This window comes from Lentibacillus cibarius (genome assembly GCF_005887555.1).
Lineage (GTDB): Bacteria > Bacillota > Bacilli > Bacillales > Amphibacillaceae > Lentibacillus > Lentibacillus cibarius.
The window spans coordinates 1,424,150-1,443,689 of record NZ_VCIA01000001.1 but is presented as its reverse complement, the minus strand read 5'-3'; the positions used below and the strand labels follow the sequence as shown (position 1 = coordinate 1,443,689).

Here is a 19,540-nt window from a genome sequence, read left to right as displayed (position 1 = left end):
CCCATGGATATGCCACACTAGGAATCAACACCCAAATGACATTTTTTTGAGACATAAGCATGATTGGTCAAACATCCTTATTGTAAGAACCAACCTTTGATACACCTTGGCATTTTACACACTCATTAGTTTCCTCCTAGAATTGTTGTACTCGTCTATCTCTACCTTCAACATTAATCCGCTTTGCACCAGCAAACATCCGAGAAACGATTCTACCGCCCTGTATATTTCCGTATTTTTTTTCGAAGCCAGCCGGGGAATAGTTTGTTGTGTAAATCGTTGGTAGCGTTTCCCGTGAATCCGCAACTTTCAAGATTTTTTCGGAAGCCCAGCTTTCAAATCCGTTTTTATTTTTGTCGTATTCACCACCTATTTCATCAAAAATTAATAAATCGATTTGCCCGATCTTCTCAAAGATCTTACGCTCCGATAAAACTGTTTTTCCTCCGAATGTGCTTTTGATAAGATCTAAGAAATCATTAGTGTTAATAAACATCGTGATAAAACCTTGCCTTCGTAGTTCTATACCTGCTGCATAAGCCAGATGACTCTTACCTAAGCCCATTGCTCCTGCTAATACAAGGGAATTATGCTCTGTTTTCCCAAAGTTCATGATATAATCAGTAACGGATTCCTTCATAGCTGTTTCTGACTCATTCTCCGGAATGAGTTCAGACACTGTTTTGCCGATTAACTTTTCAGGAATCCGCTCATTGTTAATAGCAAAATCATTAACTTTTTCTTTTTGCACATCTTCTTTAACAGGTGTTTGCGAGCGTGTTTTATTTGTTTCACAATCTAAACAAGTAGATTCTTGGTGGGTATTTCCTTCTTTATCCTTTCGTACAAACACTGGAACCGAAGCTCCGCACCTTTCACACTCTCGAGTTCCGACTTGTTTAATACGACCACCTAGCTTTTGTATAGGCTCATTCACTTTCTGCATAATTTCACTCCTTACCATGATTCATAACGTGTCCCGCCGCTTTTTGTTGTTTTGTTAGTTTTATCTTGAGCGTTATTAATGTCCTCGATGGTTAGTAACGATTCGTTTTGCCAATTGTGCAATATACCTTCTACATAATTGAGTTTTCGTTTATTACTAGCACAAGCAATATTCATGGCTTTTAGAATCACTTCTTTGGGATCCTTGAAATTAGAATAATCCAACCACGACAACAACTGTTTTTTTGCTTCAACGTTATTCGCCCCAAACCCATTTTTATCCCAAAAATCAGTTATAGCTGACATACTTTCTGTTTCTCTTTCTGTTGTTGTTTCCCTTTCACTTTCCTCTCCCTTTTCTTTCTCTTTACTTTGTGTATTAATTTCATCATTTACAGGGTTATTGTCTACAATAATCAAGTTTTTGTAGGAATTAGCCACATCAGCGTTCAATAACAAGTGTTCCCTTGGTATATTTACTTTCGTTCTTCTGGATGTTGCTTCTAAATAACGCTTCTGGATACCCTTCGAACTAAGAATTTTGTCGTTTTCGTATAGTTCTTTCGAAAAAAGTCCCCATTTTAAACAGTCATTTATGACACTGTTTACTGAGTTAATGTTGACATTAACTCTTTTTGAGAATAGTATTTGTTCCTTTTCAGTCCACTGGTAAAAGTAACTGTTACCATAGATTTTCATAAGCAATTTGATGACAATTGAAAATCCATCAAGTCCATATTTTGCTTCTATAAGTGCTATTTTATCATCTTGATCTATGTCTACATCCAGTGGGAAATAATCAAGCCCTTCTTTCTTTGGTCTAGCCATTAGACTCCTCCTTAGCGCTTTTTTTAACTCAATATAACGACAAAAAACCCCAATTTTAGACTTATACCTAATTGATATAAGTACATAAAATTGGGGTTTTCCCTTCGAAAGTTTTATTAAATTAAAATGTCGTTTTATCGAACTAATTGCATTGTAATATAAAAATAGATTGAAGACAATAGAAAAGCTTCGAAAAATTTTATGATTGTATAAGAATTATATGACAAATGACTGTCTATTTATCGTTTAAAGCATACTAAAAGTTTAGCAATGCCTATTAAGCTGACTCGAGGAATATACGTGAGAGCTTAACCATCCAAGGCATAAATCAGGAGGGGGTATAAAGCAGACATATGGGAAAATTCCTTGATTAAAAGTCGATCATTCCGAGTGTGGGAATTTTTGCACTCATATTCTTACGAGAAAAATGGTTATTACGAGAAACTTCTATTTGTCTAATCGGTAAATTGATTTATAATAAAATTACAAAAGTTAATATTATATAACTCATGTGATGGAGTTTAAGATGGCTAAACAAAAGACAACGGAACGGTTCAAGCGCGAAGTGTATAAGCAAGCAGGGAACGAATATGAAGTCAAAGGTACATATCGAAAAGCTAACGTAAAGCTTAATATGAAGCATCAATTGTGCGGACATGAATATTTAGTAACACCACATAAATTCTTGCAAGGGCGACGTTGCCCTAGATGCAATCATGGATATACATTAACTACCGAAGAATATAAAACGCTTGTTTGTGATCTTGTAGGTAAAGAATACATCGTCTTGGGGGAATACAACGGAACGGATCAGCCGATTACAATGAAGCATAGGGTTTGTGGGTATCGTTGGAATGCTGTACCGAAACACTTTATCAGTGGCTCCCGATGTCCAAAATGCGCCGGCAACTTAAAAAAGACACAAGAAGAGTTTGAAAAGGAAGTTGATTTATTAGCCGGCGATGAATATGAAGTGATCGGGAGTACGAAAGTGTCGATAAACCGGTAGAAATGATTCATAGAGCTTGTGGAAGGCAAATAAGGATGTATCCCAAAAAATTTCTTGAAGGGAGTCGTTGTCGCTGGTGTACGTTTGAGCAACGAGGGGAGAAGCAACGGAAAACAACAAGGGATTTCCAGCGAGAAGTCAAGATGGAGACAGGTGATGAATTTGAAGTGATCAGTGAATATCAGGGAGCGCATGAACCGATTCAAGTTAAGCATCGTGAATGTGGTCGTATATTTGAATTAGAAGCAGCACGAAATTTATTGGTTTTCCCAAGGTGTCGATTATGTAAAAATAATGAATCGATTGGAGAAAAAATGGTTAGGGAGTTCCTGCAAGAAAGAAGTTGGGATTACCAGTCACAGTATCGTTTTTATGATTGCAGAGACCGCTACCCTCTTCCATTTGACTTCGCGGTTTTCAATAAAAACGAATTAGCATTTTTAATTGAATATGACGGCCACGGCCATTTTCGTCCTGTAGAGATATACGGAGGTGAAGAAGAGTTTAAGGAAGTCAAAAGAAGAGACCAAATGAAAACGGATTACTGCAAGGAAAGAAACATTCATTTGCTCAGAATTCCCTATTTTGAACGTGAGGATATGGCGGAAATCATTGATCAGTTTATTGAGGAAAATGAATTAAGTATGGAGTGACATTTTACACATTGGAGGGGGTTGCTCTATGTGGCAAAGTCCTTGTTTGTTGATAAAATGGTTTCTTATAATCTTTACAGGTGATAGAATACGTGGATTAGCAACAGGGGCATATAAAACAGAAAAAGGAATCGGTGAACATTTTAAGCAAATTTCCGTCTTGTCTTGTCTTTGCTTTGTGACATTTTTTGTGTTCAATCGTGAATCAATACTTGCAAAATATAAAATGATATGTATAATACTAGGTACAGAAAAATATAGCGACTTTCTCATAACAAGGGAAGAACCCAAGAGGAAGTGGCGAAATGCACACATGAAGTGTGTTTATTTCGCTACGTCTATCTTCGGGTTCTTCCCTTTTTGTATGAATACGGATCTGGATGGACCCCCAACAGACGAGCGAAACTGTAAAAACTAGTAAAGGAAGGTGGTAGGTAAATCTAATCAAACTCTCATTTTGCAAAAAGTGTTCAATCGCATATAATTGCAATAGTTAAATTAAATTCACAAATGTAATCGGGGGGGTGATAGGCATGCAACCGAAGAAATTAAAGCGGGCTGTGATCAAAGAAGAATTAGTAACGTTAACCGGTAATATGGTGCAGGCAGTTCTTCTGAATCAGTTCATCTATTGGGTGGACCGAATGAAAGATGTAGACCAGTATATAAAAGAAGAAAAGAACCGTTCGAATGATATAGGAGAGGAGGTAAACTTTCCACTCTCATACGGTTGGATCTTTAAAAAGGCTGAGGATCTGGTCGAGGAAACAATGATTGGCATAACAGCTAATACGATTCGCAAGCATTTAAATACATTGGTGGACAAAGGGTATATCGATAAACGAAATAATCCCCGGTATAAGTGGGATAAGACGTTTCAATATCGAGTGAACATGATGAGGGTTATGACTGATCTGCAGCAATTAGGATTTTCATTGGAGGGTTATGAATTATTCATTCGAAACTCAAATTTTAACGCTTCGGAAGGAAAATCAAATGATTCGAGTCAAACCAAAGATGGTACGAATCACACAGAATGCGGAGCAATACCAGAGACTACATCAGAGATTACTTCAGAAATTACTACAGAAACTTCATCTTCCGTTAAGGCGGATGAAGACGAGCTGAATAACCAAAACTTAAATTATATAAACCAACCTTTCGAACAGATTAGTCAAATGTATTTAAGTCTTAGTCAACGAAATTGGTTAACAGCGAATGATAAAGTCGCTATAGATGATGTTATTAAACAAAATTGGTCAACGGACCAAGTGGTTCGTTGGATGAAAGAGTGCTTTCAACAATTTAAAGCAAGTCACAAGCGTGACCAAATTCGATCGTTTCAATATGTAGCGAATTACATTTTTGATCAAGCTCACCAATCAAATCTAAAGGGGGATATTTCTAATGGACAACATTCAAGACATAATCAAGAAAATCAAGAAAATGCCGGAAGTGAATACTTTAGACGATACGAAAGGTCAACAACTGCAGAAGATGAAGACTGGGAGAATAACATCGACTTCTGATAAGTGTATGCACGGGGAATGTGATGGTAGTGGCCTAATCGTTTATGTGAAAGAAGACCAAACCACGGTAGCTGCTAAATGCAAATGTCGATTACAGAAAAAACTTATGGATATTGCTCGAATTCCTGAAGAGTTTGCTAACACTGCCGTAAAAGATTTTGATACAAAAATTTATTCAAGCGAGCAAAATGTTCATAAAGCAACGTACGCCAAAAAGGTAGCTGTCCGCTATGTAGAGCAGTTTCGTAAATTGGAAAAGTCAGGAAAAGGACTATACTTTTATAGCCAAACAAAGGGTCGGGGAAAACACGTTTGGCTCTTGGCATTGCGAATGCACTTATTCAGAAATATCATGTTCAACCAATTTATATTTCGACTGTGAATCTATTAAATGAGGTTAAGAAAACATATAATCAAGGTCCAAAGACAAGCTCTCAAAGTTTAGTTGAATTTTTTAAGGAGGCTAGGGTGCTAGTGTTCGATGATCTCGGCCTAGAGAAAACTACCGATTGGTCTGAGGAAAAGATAACCGAGATTCTTGAAGAACGGATGAATAATAAGAGACCGACAATCATTACGTCCAATATTCCGGTTCAAGAATTAACGAATAAATATCCAGCGGGACGAGTCGAAAGCCGTCTCGAAAAAATGACTTTTCCGGTTACCATGGCGGAGGAAAGTGTACGTCGGCTCATTGCACAAAAAGAGAATGACAAAATAGCAGAAATGTTTTTTGAATAAAATCCAAAAAAAATGTATTCTACCTCTTAAAATGGGAATATAATGGTGGTAAAGTATTCACACAAGAGCAAAGGAAAGAATTCATTTGAACATTGAATTTGAAAAAAGAGATCATTTTTCCTAAAAAAGTGTATTCAATCTCTTAAAATATGAAAAAACGCTGGTATAGTATTTATGCAAGCGTTAAAAGGAAATCAAAATATCATAACCAAAAAAGGGAGAACCCCATTAAGCCACGGCAACTTTGAATAGATATGCTGTGTGTCTTCACTGGCGGTTCTCCCTTTTTATTTATCCGGTGACGATTTAATAAATTCGTCGAGGATCTTCCGCAGCAACTCACATTGCTGTGAGGACAGTTTGATTCCTTTGTAATAGATATCATTTTGCTTTTGTAACATTGATTTTAGATCTGGAAAGGAGTGATGTTCCGTGTCTTGAACATGGCCAGCCTGTTGCATGAGATGTTCTTGATTCACATCAAGCTGTTCATGGAATTTTCGGATCACATCTGGAGAAGGGACCCCTCTTTTTCCATTCTCTATTTGTGAAATGTATGCATTGCTGACATTTGATAAATTCGCTAATTGTTTTATAGTAAGTCCTTTACGTTTGCGTAAGGAACGTAGGTACTCACCGAATTCTTCCGGTTCCAAGATAATCACCAACCATCGAACTTTTATTTGCATTAGCAAACAAAGGCTTATATAATAATTACAATAGTAAATAATAAATAACAATTGTGAACGAAAGGAGCGTTCATTTCATGAAAATTAAGGTTAAAGATCCAAATGAGCTTCGTATGACTTTAATCCGAAAAGGTTTTTCCCAACGCCAATTCTCGAGTCATGTTGGGATGAGTGAAAATTACTTTAATCAAATTATTAATCATAAGAAAAGCCCAAGTCCGCATGTCGCAAGGAATATTGCTAATCAATTAGAGCTTACTTTTGATGATGTATTTCAAATTAACAATTAGGAGGAGTGGGACACATGAATCAAACTGAACCGTTCGATTTCGCAAAATTTCAAGACCCGTACCTGAATTCATTCTTGTACATCTTCACCAATCATAGCAAATTACAAAACTATTTAACAGATGAATATATTGATTTCGATAATCGATTTATTGATGTCAAGCGATTAATGGAGATTTCGAAACCTTGGTCCCGTAGTGAGCAGTTTATGCTACGTCTAGCGCTACATCTATATTGTGGCCATGCAAAAATCGATTTAAACGAGGCAGACTCATTAGACCAACAAAACTTGGAATTAGTCATGAATGCGTTGTGTTTACGATTTAAGTTTGACTTTCTAGATGGTAAGGAGGGTTTTTATGCTATACGCTGATGCGTCGAAATATTACCTACAGTATCTAAGCGCACAAGAACGAAGTGAAGACACACTCGAAGGGTACGAAAAGGATTATCGAGTTTTTAGAGGATTCATCGAAGATGTTTTTAATGGCCCGGTATATATAGAAGATGTTACTCGTGATAATTTAGAAAACTATATGATCTATTTGAAAGAGAAACGAAAACTCGCACCAAGAAGTAGAAACCGCTATATTTCTAGTATCCGCTCATTATTCGAATATGCTGAAGATAAAGGCTGGATTGAAAAAAATGTAGCATCGAAAGTTAAAGACGCAAAAGTTCCAGAAGACCAAAAAGTAACATTAACCGAAGACGAAGTTGATCAATTAATAAATGAAATAGATAAGCCTTTGTTAAAAACATTAGTGATTTTTATGTACCGGACAGGCTTACGGATTACTTCTGCTATTAATCTGAGGTTAGAAGATGTTGATTTAGATGCTGGAACCATTACAGCCTGTATTAAAGAAGGGAAGATAATCACTATTCATATTTCCGAAAAACTATATCCTACGCTTGTAGAGTATCTTAAAAGTATTCGGGATTCAGACTCGCCTTATTTTTTCGCCACCAAAAAGACGGGTAGAGTGTCACCAGCTTATATGAATGCTCAATTACGTGCAGCAGTTAAAAGGTTAGGATGGAATAAAAAAGTTACTTCTCATACCTTACGAAGAAGCTTTGCAACAAATCTACTTCGCAATGGTGTTGAGCTTCCGTATATTTCGAAATTACTAGGACATGAAAGTGTTAAAACAACGATGATTTATTTGAATATATTATCTGACGACTTAAAAGAAGCTATTAATAAATTATAGAAGAATAGGAGTTTTTTAAGTGAATGGAACTGAAGCATTAAAACCAATTTATGACAAACGAGTGAATTATATTATCGAATCTCTAGCGGCTGGAACTCCGAGAGATGACGTATCGGATGACTTAAATTACAGTGATTATCGATCATTAGATATGTACATGCGACGCCGAAATTTCACATGGGATTCAGAAAAGCAAAATTATGTTCCGGTTATGGAAAAGCAAGGACAAAGTATAGTACAAACACCGAAGCACGGGAAGGCGGGTAAAGTAGTAAAATATCTAGAAGAAGGTTTAGACCCTAAGACAGTTGCTAAAAAAGTTGGTTTTACCGATCACACAAAATTAGGTGAATATATGAAAAGTAAAGGGTACGAATGGAATTCGGAGCAGCAAAATTATACGAAAGTATTTGGGATGGTTAATGATAGAGATGAAGATGAACAAAAGGAATCGCCTTCCGTTCCTGAGCAACCAGTAACCAATGATTTTAATGTAGACCATGATGAACAATCAAAGGAGATTCTTCATATTTTGGCGAATTATAAGGATAGACTTTTTGAAGTATTGAATGTAACTTCTGATGTAAGTAAAATTCCAAGATATGCGGTTCCGGGAACTTGCATGAATAAATGCGCTCATATCAGTGATGCAATAAATGAACTGCTGCTCGAATTCAGTCAGGAGAAAAATATTAAACAACGGTCCATTTTCGAGACTGCATTAATTGAGTTTCTGAAAAAGTACGGGTATGAATCTGAGGTCAAAAGCAAATTAAACTGTTAAAATCATTAAGAAAGGGCTTTAAGTCCTTTCTTTTTACATATTAATTTTAGTTCGTAGAAATCGAATTCTATAAACAATCCGCATAAATAACGGCTAATATTATACGTAGAAAACATTCAAATACTGTAGATGGAAGTGCGTAGAACACTTTTTAATAATTACGAGACGAGGGGATCATATTGAACCATTTAATAGAAGGCTTTTTAAACTTTTTGTTTGAAGATGCAAAAAGTGATCAGACCATAACAGCTTATCGAACTTCTTTGAATCAATTTGTCGAATGGTTGGATAAAAGTGAGAATGACATTACAATAAATCAGATTAAACCGATTGATATAAAAGAGTATCTCAACTATCTCCGTCACCAACGAAATCGATCTCAGGCTACAATTAATAAATATACCGCTGCCTTAAAATCCTTTTTTAAGTATTTAGAAGATCAAGGAACGGTCCAAGCTAATCCTGCGTCTAGAATAAAGATCCAACGAATCAACCGGACAGACCATATATATAATAATAAAGAAAAATGGTTGACTAAAGAAGAACAAGAACGATTTATCAGCTATTTGGATTTAGAGCAAAGTGAGTTCAAACGACTTCGAAATTTAGCAGTCGTGGATCTCATGTTGTATTGTGGTCTAAGAGTACATGAGGTATCTGCATTGAAGGTACATGATTTAGTTTTAAAAGGTGGCGATATTCAGATCTTTGTATTAGGAAAAGGAAGTAAGTTTGCCGGCCTTACCCTAGTTAAAAAGCACTCAAGGAATGTTAGGAAATGGCTTAAATACCGTCAAACCTTAACAAAACCTATACATATAAACTCAACGTACCTCTTTGTTTCGGAACGAACGGGAGTTTTTACTGATCGCGGTATTCAGAAAATGCTGACCAAGTATGGGAAACTTGCTAGTATGGAAAACATCACCCCGCATCGCTTCCGTCATAGCTTTTGTAAGAATTTAGCCAATGATGGGACACCAATTGAAGTGATTAAGCGGTTAGCGAGGCATGAGAGTGTGGAAACAACAATGATTTATGTCGATTCCTCTTATGAAGAGCAGATGGAGGCGTTACAAAGGATGTGAAGAAGTAATGAAAATTAAAAAATGAGTCTGCCACAGATCCAATTCTATAGGTATAGTTACACAAAGGTTCACCAATTATCCAGTACTTATTTCAACTGAATAGTTAGAATATCACACAATCAGTGATTGAAGAATATCATAATGGTGATGCTAAAATTGAAGTTCAAATTTTTTATTTTAGTGTTCTTAAACATTTATTATTCTGTTCAAATGAATTTTGCGCAATATAAATCAGCGATTCCACCTAACCCCTTTTATTTATATACATTTAAATTCGGCTCATATGGATTTTTTGTATATAAAGTGATATACTTATTAGTAAGGAGATGATATTAATGAACAACCAATTTGGAAATGTCTCATTAGATCGTCATGCTAAGCAAACATTGAAAAATATGAACGAATTTATTGATGGAGAAGGGTTGAAAAGAAAACGACTTGCAAAAAAATTAGGTATGTCTGAATCTAACTTCTCGGATTATTTGAATGGGAAAAGATCTAATATCTTGGACTTTTCTGGCAGTTTAGCTGAAGTTTTAGGTCTTGAAGGTACCTATTTTATGAATCAAAACTTCAACTATAAACCAGATGAACTGGAAAATATGAGAGCTATTGCATTTTCAACAGGAACGTTATCTAAAGAAGGAGAAGAGGGATTGAATCAGTTGTTAAGAGTCTGTGAGATGATTGAAATCTATAATATGGAGGAAAATTCAAATGCCTGAAATTACATTTGAAGACTTGCCTCAACTGTTAAAAGAAAATAAAGAAATTCGCTCGGAAATTAGAATGTCAGTCAATCAATATCTTCAGACCTATCACCCAAAAGGGTGGAATCGTATAGATGGTGCCAAAAAAGCTATAGAGCAAAATCATTATTTAATTGAGGCTCCTATTCAAGATTTAACGTTTGGCGGTTTTATTAGGACAACAAACAATGATAAAAGTATTTTTTATATTAATACAGCCCAGCCAAGAATGTATCAAAATTTTGTGCTTTTCCATGAGTTATATCATTTAATCACTATCGCTGAAAAGATAGAGGATTTACATTTTATTCAGGCGGAGATTGATAATAGTAGTAATGAGAGAAAAGCAGATTACTTTGCTTCCCTATTATTGCTTGATGAATATGAATTATGTTCTTTTTTTTCAGGTCCAGAAAATCAGCAAGAATCCTTGTTTACAAAGATACTGTTATCTATGATTACGTTCAAAGCTCCCTATAAGGCGATTTTAATTCGATTATATGAACTTTCACTTATTGAGCTTAATGATTTAGAAGATCTCTTTGATAAAAAAATAAATTTTATAAAAGAATTTCAAGATCGAGGGATAGACACTTATATTCTTGAGGCGAGTAATGTTAACAATTTTAAGAGTTTAGAAACCTTAATGGCTCGGCATTCTCTACCAGCAGCGGCACAACAATCTAATAAGAAAATATTAGAAGAAATTAAAAGCTTCTTTTCTAAGGCAGGAAAGGAGAATAAAAGTTGAGCGATTTAGCTTTAGATCAATTTATTCAAAGTGAAACTTCTTTTATCACAGATACAGAGGAAATTGTTGATATTCTATACGAAATGCAAACAGTTTATTTCTATGATAATTCCGCCTTATCCCCCCATGAAATGGCCTATAATAAACATCATGATCTCCTGTTTCATACTTATAGTGAAAACGCACCTATCCTAATAACAGATACGATAGCGAATGAGATGAGGATAATGGAGGATCAAGCGTATCGATATTTATCGTACTTATCTAATTTCAGGAAAGTCCTTTATGTAAAGGAAGAAAATCTGATTGATTTACTTAAAGTTGATTACGAGGTAACTGCAGCAAGAAGAAAATTCTTAATTGCAAGTGAAAAGGCTTTTATGAGTATCCAATGGTTGAAAGAGCGAGTGAAGGAAAGTAAACGGTCCTTTTCAACAGCTGAAAAGGTTATTTTATGCTCATACCAATCCTTTTTTTCAGAAAACAATAATGAAAATAGGGGAGAGTTATCTTTGATTTGGGCCTCTACAATTTTAGAACAATTACCGGGTAATATAAGAGTAAACTTTGTAGGAATTGATCATGATCTATATGTTTTTGTTGAGAGAAGTTATTTCTCTGAAAAAGTTAATCCTTTTTCAAATCAAATTTACATTCTAAGTAATGACACACTCTTGCAAAGTTACTATAGAAATACTACTGATTATAAGGCCTTGGCTAGTTTAATTCCTATACATAGATACCCAAATAGAAAAACACGTTTTCATCTGAAAGTAAACAAAGTATTAAACTTAAATCAACAGAAGAAAAAAATAACTAATGAAGATTTTCAACGATTACTATCAAATGAAGAAATTGAAATTATATATTGACTTTTATGGGGAATACAATGAAATGGTATTCTCTTTTTGTTTTTATAAATTTTTAAGGTTGTTTATGGCAGAATAATAAAGAGGAGCAAGAAAGATTCATTAGTTACATAACAAAAGGGATTCAACAGACTACAAACTTAGCGGATGTGGATCTCACGTTGTATTGTGGACTACGAGTACTCCATATAACTAGGCAATAAGCGTATTGACCGACCATGATGATTTTGAAGCATTAGAAAAATATTTATATCATTAGGAAAGGAAGTAAAAGCAAATTATTGTTTTGCTTCCTTTTTTTAGTGTATAAAAGTTAGCCTTGTTCAAATGTTGGCCATTCCTATTTTATACCTTTTACTACTATACCTATTTGAAAAGTAGGTACATTCTACATATACTTTAACAATGCCAATATAAATTGAATATAAAAATACTGATATGTCAGTACTTAGAGGCAATCTAAATTTAATCATGTCTAATTGGAGTAAGTGCGATTGACGCTAAAACTCTTGAAGTAACATTCAATAAAGAACTTACTGTTGATGAACAAAAAGAACTAGAATTGGAAGCTGCTAAAAATGGTTCATCTGTTCTTGTTGAATTCGACAAATTTGATGGGAATAAAGCTACAGTAGTACGTACAAATGATGCTGAATTCGCTGAAGGAGACTATGTACTAACTATTAGTGGATTAGGTGATGAAGACTTAACAGGAGAAGTCACTGTTGAAGATAGAGCTGTTAGTGAAGCAGTTATTACAAATGAAAGCCTCTTAGATGGAACAGCAAAAGCTAAAGTAGGTTTTGAATTAAAAGATCAATATGGTGACAAAGTTGAGTTTGATAACAATGATGTAACTGTTAGTGCATTCAACAAAACTCAAAACAAAGATGTAACTATTGAATATAATTCAACTGACGGTTTTTATGTTGATACTGCATCCGATGAAGATGCATTTGAAAAGGGCGATATTGTAAATGTCTCGCTTGTTGATGATGAAACTGGTTTGTCAGCATCAAAAGGACTAGAAGTTGTAGCAGGCGCTCAACTGGATTCTATTACGCTTGGTGATGTTCAGTTACCTGAAGACAAGACTCTTTTGACTCAAGACTTAGAAGATGTTACTGTTCCATATACAGCATATGATCAGTATGGTAATGAAACAGAATTAGTTAAAGGTGATAATGTAAAAGTCATCGTTTCTGATGAGTCTATATTAAATCCAGCAAATGTTACATTTGAAAAGAATTCAGATGGAGAAACTTATATAAATGTTGATTCTTTTGAAAAAGCTGGTAAAACTAATGTGATTTTACTTAACAAAGTGACTGGTGAAACTACTAATCTTTCATTAGAAGTAAATGAAAAAGCGGGTGTACCATATAGCGTGAAGCTAGCTGAGGGTTCTGTTGATATCCCAGCAAATGTTGGACAGAAAGTAATTGATTTAGAAGTAACTGATAAGTATGGTAATAAAGTTGAGCCAAAAGACTACGTAGGTGTAGCTCATACAATAGCTATTTCTAATGAAGATGTTGTAAATAAGACAAATACTAAAATTGAAAAAGATCCAACTTCTGAAAACTATGGTAAACTAGTTGTTGAATCTAAAGGTACTAGTGAAAAAGGAAATACTGCAAGAATCACATTAACCCTAAATGCGACTGGTGAGAGTGCAGTTCTTGATGTGACTGTAGCTGAAGAAGCTACTCCGTTTGATTTAACTGTTTCCGATGATAGCAAACACGCTTCTTCAATTGTAGAAACTGGATCTACAACAGTAGATTTTGACGTTTTTGATCAATATAATAATAAATTAAGCTCTACTCCATCAGGTTACACTGTAGATTATAAACTATCTGAAACCGATCAAAGTGAATTTGTATCACTTTCCGACGAGGATAATAACTTGGAATCTGCAGAAGTTACAGTTAATGGACTAGCTGCAGGCTCTGCAACTCTAGTAGCTAATCTTAAAGATGGTTCTGGTGAAGTAGTAGATACTGTTGAAGTTCCATTCACTGTAGTTGCGAATTCTTCTGAGAAATTCACTTATGAAGTAGAAGATATTCCTACTCTTTATAAGCATGGAACAGATGTAGCGAGCAAAACTGATCAAACTTTAGCTGATGGTGAAACTGGTGATAACACATACGCTAAGGAAATCAAAGTAAATGCAGTTGATTCTGATGGTTCAGTAGTATCAATTCCAGCATCTTCTATTATCAATGTAACTGAGTCTTCTGATTATGTAGATGTTCATAAGCATTCTTCAAATGGTAAATGGTATGTTGCTGGTTCAGTTGATACCGATTCAGATATCACTGAAGATCAAACAGTTACACTTACATTAAATGTTCAAACAGATGAAGGAACTAAGACAATTACTAAAGATGTAGTTGTTTCAGCTGAGGATGCAGAAGTTGTAGAATTTAAGGGTATGGATAAGGCTATTGCAAGTGCAGATACTGCTAAAGAGAAAACATCTATAACTTCAACAGACTATGTAGATACTATTGACTTTAGTGATGCTGGTTTATACCTATGGACTGTTGACCAATTTGGTGTAAAAGCTAATTTCGATGTAACTAATGCTGATGTTGTATCAGCTACAGGATTTGATGGTATCAAATATACTACAGACGATACATTTACTGCTGGTACAGATACAGTTACAGTTAACGATGGAACAGGTGATACTGTTGCTGAAGCTGATTCAAACTATAGATTAACTCTAATTGAAAATGGTGTTGCATTAGATTTAGGTGTTAATGTAACAAAATCTAAAGCTGAAACAGTTGCACCAACGGTAGTTTCTGCTTCACAAGTTGACGCTACCCATATTAAAGTTACTTTAAGTGAGAATATTGAATCATCAAGTATCATCGCTGATGGAACTGGTTTTAACGTTGAAGATTCTGCTACAACTCCGGTTAACTATAATATTTCAGCGGCAGCAGCTGGTGATAATTCAGATGAAATAATTCTAACTGTTGAGGACTACTCAGGAGCAACAGGTGATATTAAAGTTAAATTTTCAACTCAATTAGATAAATATGAAGATGCTGCTGGTAATGACACAGCGACAGAATCTACAGGTGTTACTTTCACACCTAGCTTCTAAGGTTTTGATGCCTGTCACTACCCAGACTATGTCGAATGGTTGTTTTTGACAAGAAGGAAGTCCTGTGGAGAGAAATCTCTGCAGGGCTTTTCTTATTCTTTCATTTTTTTATAAATAAGGACACAGGGATTTATTTTCGCACTTAGTAGATTCATATATTAGCATTGAAGAGTAGATAGATCAGTTAGGAAGTACAGTTATTTATACTTTATAATTAGTAATTATAAGGGTATAGGCAATATTAAATAATCTTTTATTTTGTTGAAAGTAGTAGATGGTTGTCGCCTTCAAAAAGTCCATCCGAGACTAAAAACAGCTACTAATCTACTAAAATTAGTAAAAGATTATTGCTAAAATTGGGTAATAGAAAGGCTAATTTTCATAAAAGTCTAGTAGAAGGTTTTAATTAAGGATGGCAAAAAATAAAAATAGGCATGACAAATAAGCCTTTCCAATTTCGGTTTTTTAAAAAGGCTTGGTAGTTAAAATATTCAATTAGGCTGGTCTGGCTAATCGTTCTAAATGGTTTTCATTTAACGGAATAATATGATCAAGTAGTTCTCATCGTAACATTCCATTTACTCTTTCTGCATAGGGATACTGTTTATACATCTATTTCTGTTGGTTTCTTATTTTCTTTTCTTCTTCTGCTCGAACTCTTTTTCCCTCGTCAATTATCTGTTGCTTAAATTCTTTAAGTCTTTCCTTTTCCTCATCTGTTTCTGCATTTTTTATTTTTCCTTCCAAATCCCTCATCATGTGGTCATATTGTTTCTTTACAGTCATATATTCACGAACCAAAGCATTTCTTTCCCTAATACTCTTTTTGAGATTACGAAGAAAATTTGAGATTCCCAATGGTTTTGCTCCTTTATGATGATGTTATCATAATTATAGAATGGAAATATTAGACTTACAACTACCCATTATCAGTTCTCTTATCATAGATATATTTCTTTTTAAATGAATGCCTTTCCTACTAATTGATTTTGAAGAATTGGTAGATACTCTTCTGTTATATTATTGAAATGGTAGATTATATTAATAGGTATGGACTCTTTATATAGCTTTCCTAAAATATCTGTATAAGTGATGCTCAATGTGCCATTTATCTCATATTCTTTGCACTCCGAAAAATCTAACCTTATTTTTAAACTATGATTCATAGCACTTTCCATTGATTCATATTGCTCCTTAATAGATGACTTGACTTTTTCTGGTCCTGCCCAACTAACATTTATACCATTTAGGACTCTATTAAATCCTATGTTAAGCGCATTTATATCTATAATTCGTTCTTCTCTTTGTTCAAAATGTGACTGTATTCTGAATGTAGGCTTTACCATCATATGCCTTTCAGTTTCTAACTCTTTATTAGCTTTTCTATTTTGAAGTGTTGTAATCATCGCAGCTAATGCAGCTAAGACAGTTCCGATTGCCGCTACAATTTGGAAGTAATCTACTACTGACAGTGAGTCGCTTTCAAATATAACTCTAAACACCATATAATAGCCCCTTTTTCTTTAAAATATAATGTCTTCCATTAGGTTATGGTTACTGGTTGAAACTGTCAAGGGAGGATGTTAAGTAAAAGAACATTAAAAAGACCATTTCTTAATTTGCCTTATTTCCATATTAACACCAGCAATTGGCGACTATGGTGCAGACCTTATATTATCGATAAAATGCAAAAAAATAGCAAGTTCAAATAAAGTTAGATTGGATAAACGAAAGCAGTTAACGAATTGGATGCTAAAGGAAAACAAAGGAGGATAAAATAAAAGTTCCTGCTAACACGTAACTTAGCACCACACGAAAATTTTTAATCTTAAAATGTTGATATACCGGTATTCGAGCATGGGATTATTGCCAGTTATTGGTGAATATTATTAGATTTTCAACTGTATTTAACCATCTTCCTCCTGTTTAGAGTGATAAGATTTAGTTAAATACTTTAAGGAGCATTCCTGTAATGAAGAAATTTGAGGATTGAACAAAAAAGAGCCCTCTTGGTATAGTACGGGCTGTCAATGCGCATTGACCCCGAAATAGATAAATACCAAGGAGAGGACTCGACATGAATTATAATCAAAATCGCAAAATATCGCAAATCACTCCATCTACATTAATTGTAGGAATTGACATTGCCAAGGACAAACACGTGGCACGCGCCCAGGATGATCGAGGGTATGAATTTGGCAAAAGACTGGTCTTTGACAATCGAATACATGGTTTTCAACAGTTACTAGATTGGGTTTTCAGACTTCAGAAGGACAATGAAAAAACGAATGTCATTTTTGGGGCGGAGCCAACCGGGCATTTCTGGCTAGGCCTAGCCTATTATCTTATAGCCAAGGACAATGATTTTGTGCTGGTCAATCCCATGCACGTGAAGAAGTCCAAAGAGCTCGATGACAATTCCCCAACCAAGAACGACACAAAGGATGCGCGCGTTATCGCACAGCTTGTGAAGGATGGTAGATACTCTGTACCGAACCTTCTCCAAGGCATTTATGCCGAATTAAGAGAAGGAATAAAATTAAGAGATCAACTAACCAAACAGCTTATGATCATTGAAGGACGCATTCAGAACAGCATTCAGCGATACTTCCCGGAGTTCGACGATGTCTTTAAAGAATGGGATGGAAAAACAGCCTTTTTCACATTACGTCACTTTCCATTTCCTTCTGATATTCGTGACATGACACCGGAAGAAGTATTAGCTCAATGGAAAACCGTCGTGAAAGCTGGGGTCGGAATTAAGAGAGCAAGAAATCTAGTTGATAAAGCCAACAAAAGCATTGGTATTGAAATTGGGTTGCGCTTTGCCAGGAAGGAATTAAACAGCCTTTTGGAGCAATATCGATTGTACCATGACCAGTTGGAAGAACTGGAACAGGAAATAGCGGATCTAATGGAAGATATACCAGGGGCTAAAGAAATGATAGCCATTAAAGGTCTTGGAGCAACGACAGTTGCCACCTTTTTCTCAGAAGTTGGGGATATCACGAAATACAAGCACCCCCAACAACTCGTAAATATGGCAGGACTGTCGTTACGGGAGCATAGTTCCGGCAAATTTAAAGGCCAAACGAAAATAACCAAACGTGGACGAAAGAAACTGCGAAAAGCCTTATATTTGGCTGTGCGGCCATTAGTCGCCAAAAACCCAACGTTTAAGGCGTTGCATTCGCATTACACAACCCGCCCTGATCGTCCATTGAAGAAACAGCAATCACTTATTGCGTTGTGTGGAAAGTTAGTACGTGTATTGTTCGCCATCGGACAAAAACAATGTGAATTTGATGGGAGTAAGTTATTACAGGGTATATCGCAAAGCGATTCATTACAGGCTGCTTAAGCTTTTTGAACAAGATGTATGAATAAATGTACTTGATTTCTGGAATCAACAAACACCAATAATGCAGAGTCGGAGCTTATTTATTCCATTCGGGCAAACGACCCAGTTAAGGAGCTTTTCCGACCTCCACCTTGTGGATACGCAGGACGAGGGAATGTATGGATTAAAATCCCGTGATACATGGGAGGGTGAGCGATCATAAGTAGTGTGGAGAAGTAAAGCATGGTTATACCTATTTTAACCAAATACTACCAGTTTAGTCGTTAGGATGGATTAGAGGATGTTAGAATCTTCAGTATTCTGAGCTATGCCCCCCTTCCCCCTGTAATACTCCTAAATTGGTGGTTGAGAAATTCTAAGAAAACAAGAGCATTTTGAAGATATTTTAATTATATAGAGGGAGGTACTACATGGACAAGGTGATTTTAAAAGGATTGTACACAATAAAAAAAAGAATTAATTTATCTACCGGATTTACACATCCAGATGATAAGGGATCAACAATAGAAATGTTGAGAAAACTAAAAAATCTGGATATTCATTAGATCCGTTCCAAATAAGAGATTGGGCATTACAAAATGGATTTAAGAAACCGTATGCTGAAGAAATTAAAGAATTTGTGATAGGTGTTAATTCTAGTAAAAAATATAGAATTGTTAATAATCCTTTTTGGAAGGTGGTAAAAGTTGCTGGTAATAGTCAAAATAATTTCTTCGCTTCATCATAATATTTGCCCAATAAGCCATGAATGAATTTTATCCTTTTACTTTCCTTTAAATTTTGACTTTTTGAAGACCGCTATAAAACATGAGAAATTTGTCATAAAAATTTAGAAATTAATTTAGCTGTTTTGCAGGACTTTTGTCATATTTTATCGAATGTTTTATGTGTATAAATAAACGGTGGGATAAAATC

Annotated in this window: 20 protein-coding genes; 15 read left to right on the top strand and 5 right to left on the bottom strand. The window is 35.1% G+C overall.

The features are described from left to right. Positions 1-136: 136 nt before the first annotated feature. Together FFL34_RS06920 and FFL34_RS18455 are read right to left on the bottom strand one after the other, a co-directional pair. Entirely contained in the window at positions 137-946 is an 810-nt protein-coding gene (locus tag FFL34_RS06920; protein ID WP_171046306.1) for an ATP-binding protein, read from the bottom strand. Positions 947-957: 11 nt separating this feature from the next. Further along, positions 958-1,773, bottom strand: coding sequence for a Lin1244/Lin1753 domain-containing protein (locus FFL34_RS18455; protein WP_199799050.1), 816 nt, complete (start codon positions 1,771-1,773; stop codon positions 958-960). 526 nt (positions 1,774-2,299) lie between these two features. Here FFL34_RS18455 and FFL34_RS06905 point away from each other — a divergent pair. The 4 genes from FFL34_RS06905 (at position 2,300) to FFL34_RS06890 (ending at position 5,705) form a co-directional block, all read left to right on the top strand. Beyond that, the gene (locus FFL34_RS06905; RefSeq protein ID WP_138602703.1) at positions 2,300-2,782 is read left to right on the top strand and encodes a hypothetical protein; all 483 of its coding nucleotides are present in this window, start codon (positions 2,300-2,302) and stop codon (positions 2,780-2,782) included. A gap of 35 nt (positions 2,783-2,817) precedes the next feature. Further along, positions 2,818-3,435 (top strand): PDDEXK family nuclease, encoded by a 618-nt coding sequence (locus tag FFL34_RS06900; protein WP_138602701.1) that lies wholly within the window; start codon positions 2,818-2,820, stop codon positions 3,433-3,435. Between the two features lie 533 nt (positions 3,436-3,968). Beyond that, positions 3,969-4,964 (top strand): helix-turn-helix domain-containing protein, encoded by a 996-nt coding sequence (locus tag FFL34_RS06895; RefSeq protein ID WP_138602699.1) that lies wholly within the window; start codon positions 3,969-3,971, stop codon positions 4,962-4,964. Positions 4,965-5,276: 312 nt separating this feature from the next. After that, positions 5,277-5,705 (top strand): ATP-binding protein, encoded by a 429-nt coding sequence (locus FFL34_RS06890; RefSeq protein WP_138602697.1) that lies wholly within the window; start codon positions 5,277-5,279, stop codon positions 5,703-5,705. Between the two features lie 287 nt (positions 5,706-5,992). Here the strand turns inward: FFL34_RS06890 and FFL34_RS06885 are convergent, their stop codons facing one another. After that, on the bottom strand, positions 5,993-6,370 hold the full coding sequence (locus FFL34_RS06885; protein WP_234031554.1) for a helix-turn-helix domain-containing protein: 378 nt from the start codon (positions 6,368-6,370) through the stop codon (positions 5,993-5,995). Between the two features lie 101 nt (positions 6,371-6,471). Here FFL34_RS06885 and FFL34_RS06880 point away from each other — a divergent pair, with 101 nt between their 5' ends. The 9 genes from FFL34_RS06880 to FFL34_RS06840 all read left to right on the top strand — a co-directional run bounded on the left by FFL34_RS06880 (position 6,472) and on the right by FFL34_RS06840 (position 15,264). Next, positions 6,472-6,684: a helix-turn-helix transcriptional regulator gene (locus FFL34_RS06880; protein ID WP_234031448.1), complete on the top strand. Its 213-nt coding sequence runs from the start codon at positions 6,472-6,474 to the stop codon at positions 6,682-6,684. Between the two features lie 14 nt (positions 6,685-6,698). Then, complete coding sequence (locus FFL34_RS06875; protein WP_138602693.1) at positions 6,699-7,055, top strand: hypothetical protein; 357 nt, start codon at positions 6,699-6,701, stop codon at positions 7,053-7,055. After that, positions 7,042-7,899, top strand: coding sequence for a tyrosine-type recombinase/integrase (locus FFL34_RS06870; RefSeq protein ID WP_171046304.1), 858 nt, complete (start codon positions 7,042-7,044; stop codon positions 7,897-7,899). The genes FFL34_RS06875 and FFL34_RS06870 overlap by 14 nt, the downstream gene beginning before the upstream one ends. Before the next feature lie 19 nt (positions 7,900-7,918). Beyond that, positions 7,919-8,683, top strand: a complete 765-nt coding sequence (locus FFL34_RS06865; RefSeq protein ID WP_138602689.1) for a hypothetical protein — start codon at positions 7,919-7,921, stop codon at positions 8,681-8,683. A gap of 179 nt (positions 8,684-8,862) precedes the next feature. Continuing rightward, positions 8,863-9,771: a tyrosine-type recombinase/integrase gene (locus FFL34_RS06860; RefSeq protein ID WP_138602687.1), complete on the top strand. Its 909-nt coding sequence runs from the start codon at positions 8,863-8,865 to the stop codon at positions 9,769-9,771. Positions 9,772-10,106: 335 nt separating this feature from the next. Next, positions 10,107-10,496 (top strand): helix-turn-helix domain-containing protein, encoded by a 390-nt coding sequence (locus tag FFL34_RS06855; RefSeq protein WP_138602685.1) that lies wholly within the window; start codon positions 10,107-10,109, stop codon positions 10,494-10,496. Next, a complete protein-coding gene (locus tag FFL34_RS06850; RefSeq protein WP_138602683.1) occupies positions 10,489-11,271 on the top strand; it encodes an ImmA/IrrE family metallo-endopeptidase in 783 nt (260 codons plus the stop codon). The genes FFL34_RS06855 and FFL34_RS06850 overlap by 8 nt, the downstream gene beginning before the upstream one ends. Further along, the gene (locus FFL34_RS06845) at positions 11,268-12,143 is read left to right on the top strand and encodes a hypothetical protein (RefSeq protein ID WP_138602681.1); all 876 of its coding nucleotides are present in this window, start codon (positions 11,268-11,270) and stop codon (positions 12,141-12,143) included. The genes FFL34_RS06850 and FFL34_RS06845 overlap by 4 nt, the downstream gene beginning before the upstream one ends. Positions 12,144-12,702: 559 nt before the next feature. Beyond that, a complete protein-coding gene (locus FFL34_RS06840) occupies positions 12,703-15,264 on the top strand; it encodes a hypothetical protein (protein WP_138602679.1) in 2,562 nt (853 codons plus the stop codon). A 612-nt stretch (positions 15,265-15,876) separates the two neighbouring features. Here the strand turns inward: FFL34_RS06840 and FFL34_RS06835 are convergent. Together FFL34_RS06835 and FFL34_RS06830 are read right to left on the bottom strand one after the other, a co-directional pair. After that, complete coding sequence (locus tag FFL34_RS06835; protein ID WP_138602677.1) at positions 15,877-16,122, bottom strand: hypothetical protein; 246 nt, start codon at positions 16,120-16,122, stop codon at positions 15,877-15,879. A gap of 101 nt (positions 16,123-16,223) precedes the next feature. Then, positions 16,224-16,769, bottom strand: coding sequence for a hypothetical protein (locus FFL34_RS06830; protein WP_138602675.1), 546 nt, complete (start codon positions 16,767-16,769; stop codon positions 16,224-16,226). A 572-nt stretch (positions 16,770-17,341) separates the two neighbouring features. Here FFL34_RS06830 and FFL34_RS06825 point away from each other — a divergent pair. Beyond that, positions 17,342-18,625 carry an IS110 family RNA-guided transposase gene (locus tag FFL34_RS06825; RefSeq protein WP_138600615.1) on the top strand — a complete coding sequence of 428 codons (1,284 nt, stop codon included), beginning with the start codon at positions 17,342-17,344 and terminating at the stop codon, positions 18,623-18,625. Positions 18,626-19,035: 410 nt separating this feature from the next. Beyond that, positions 19,036-19,170 carry a hypothetical protein gene (locus FFL34_RS18780; RefSeq protein ID WP_267900360.1) on the top strand — a complete coding sequence of 45 codons (135 nt, stop codon included), beginning with the start codon at positions 19,036-19,038 and terminating at the stop codon, positions 19,168-19,170. The last annotated feature ends 370 nt before the right edge of the window (positions 19,171-19,540 follow it).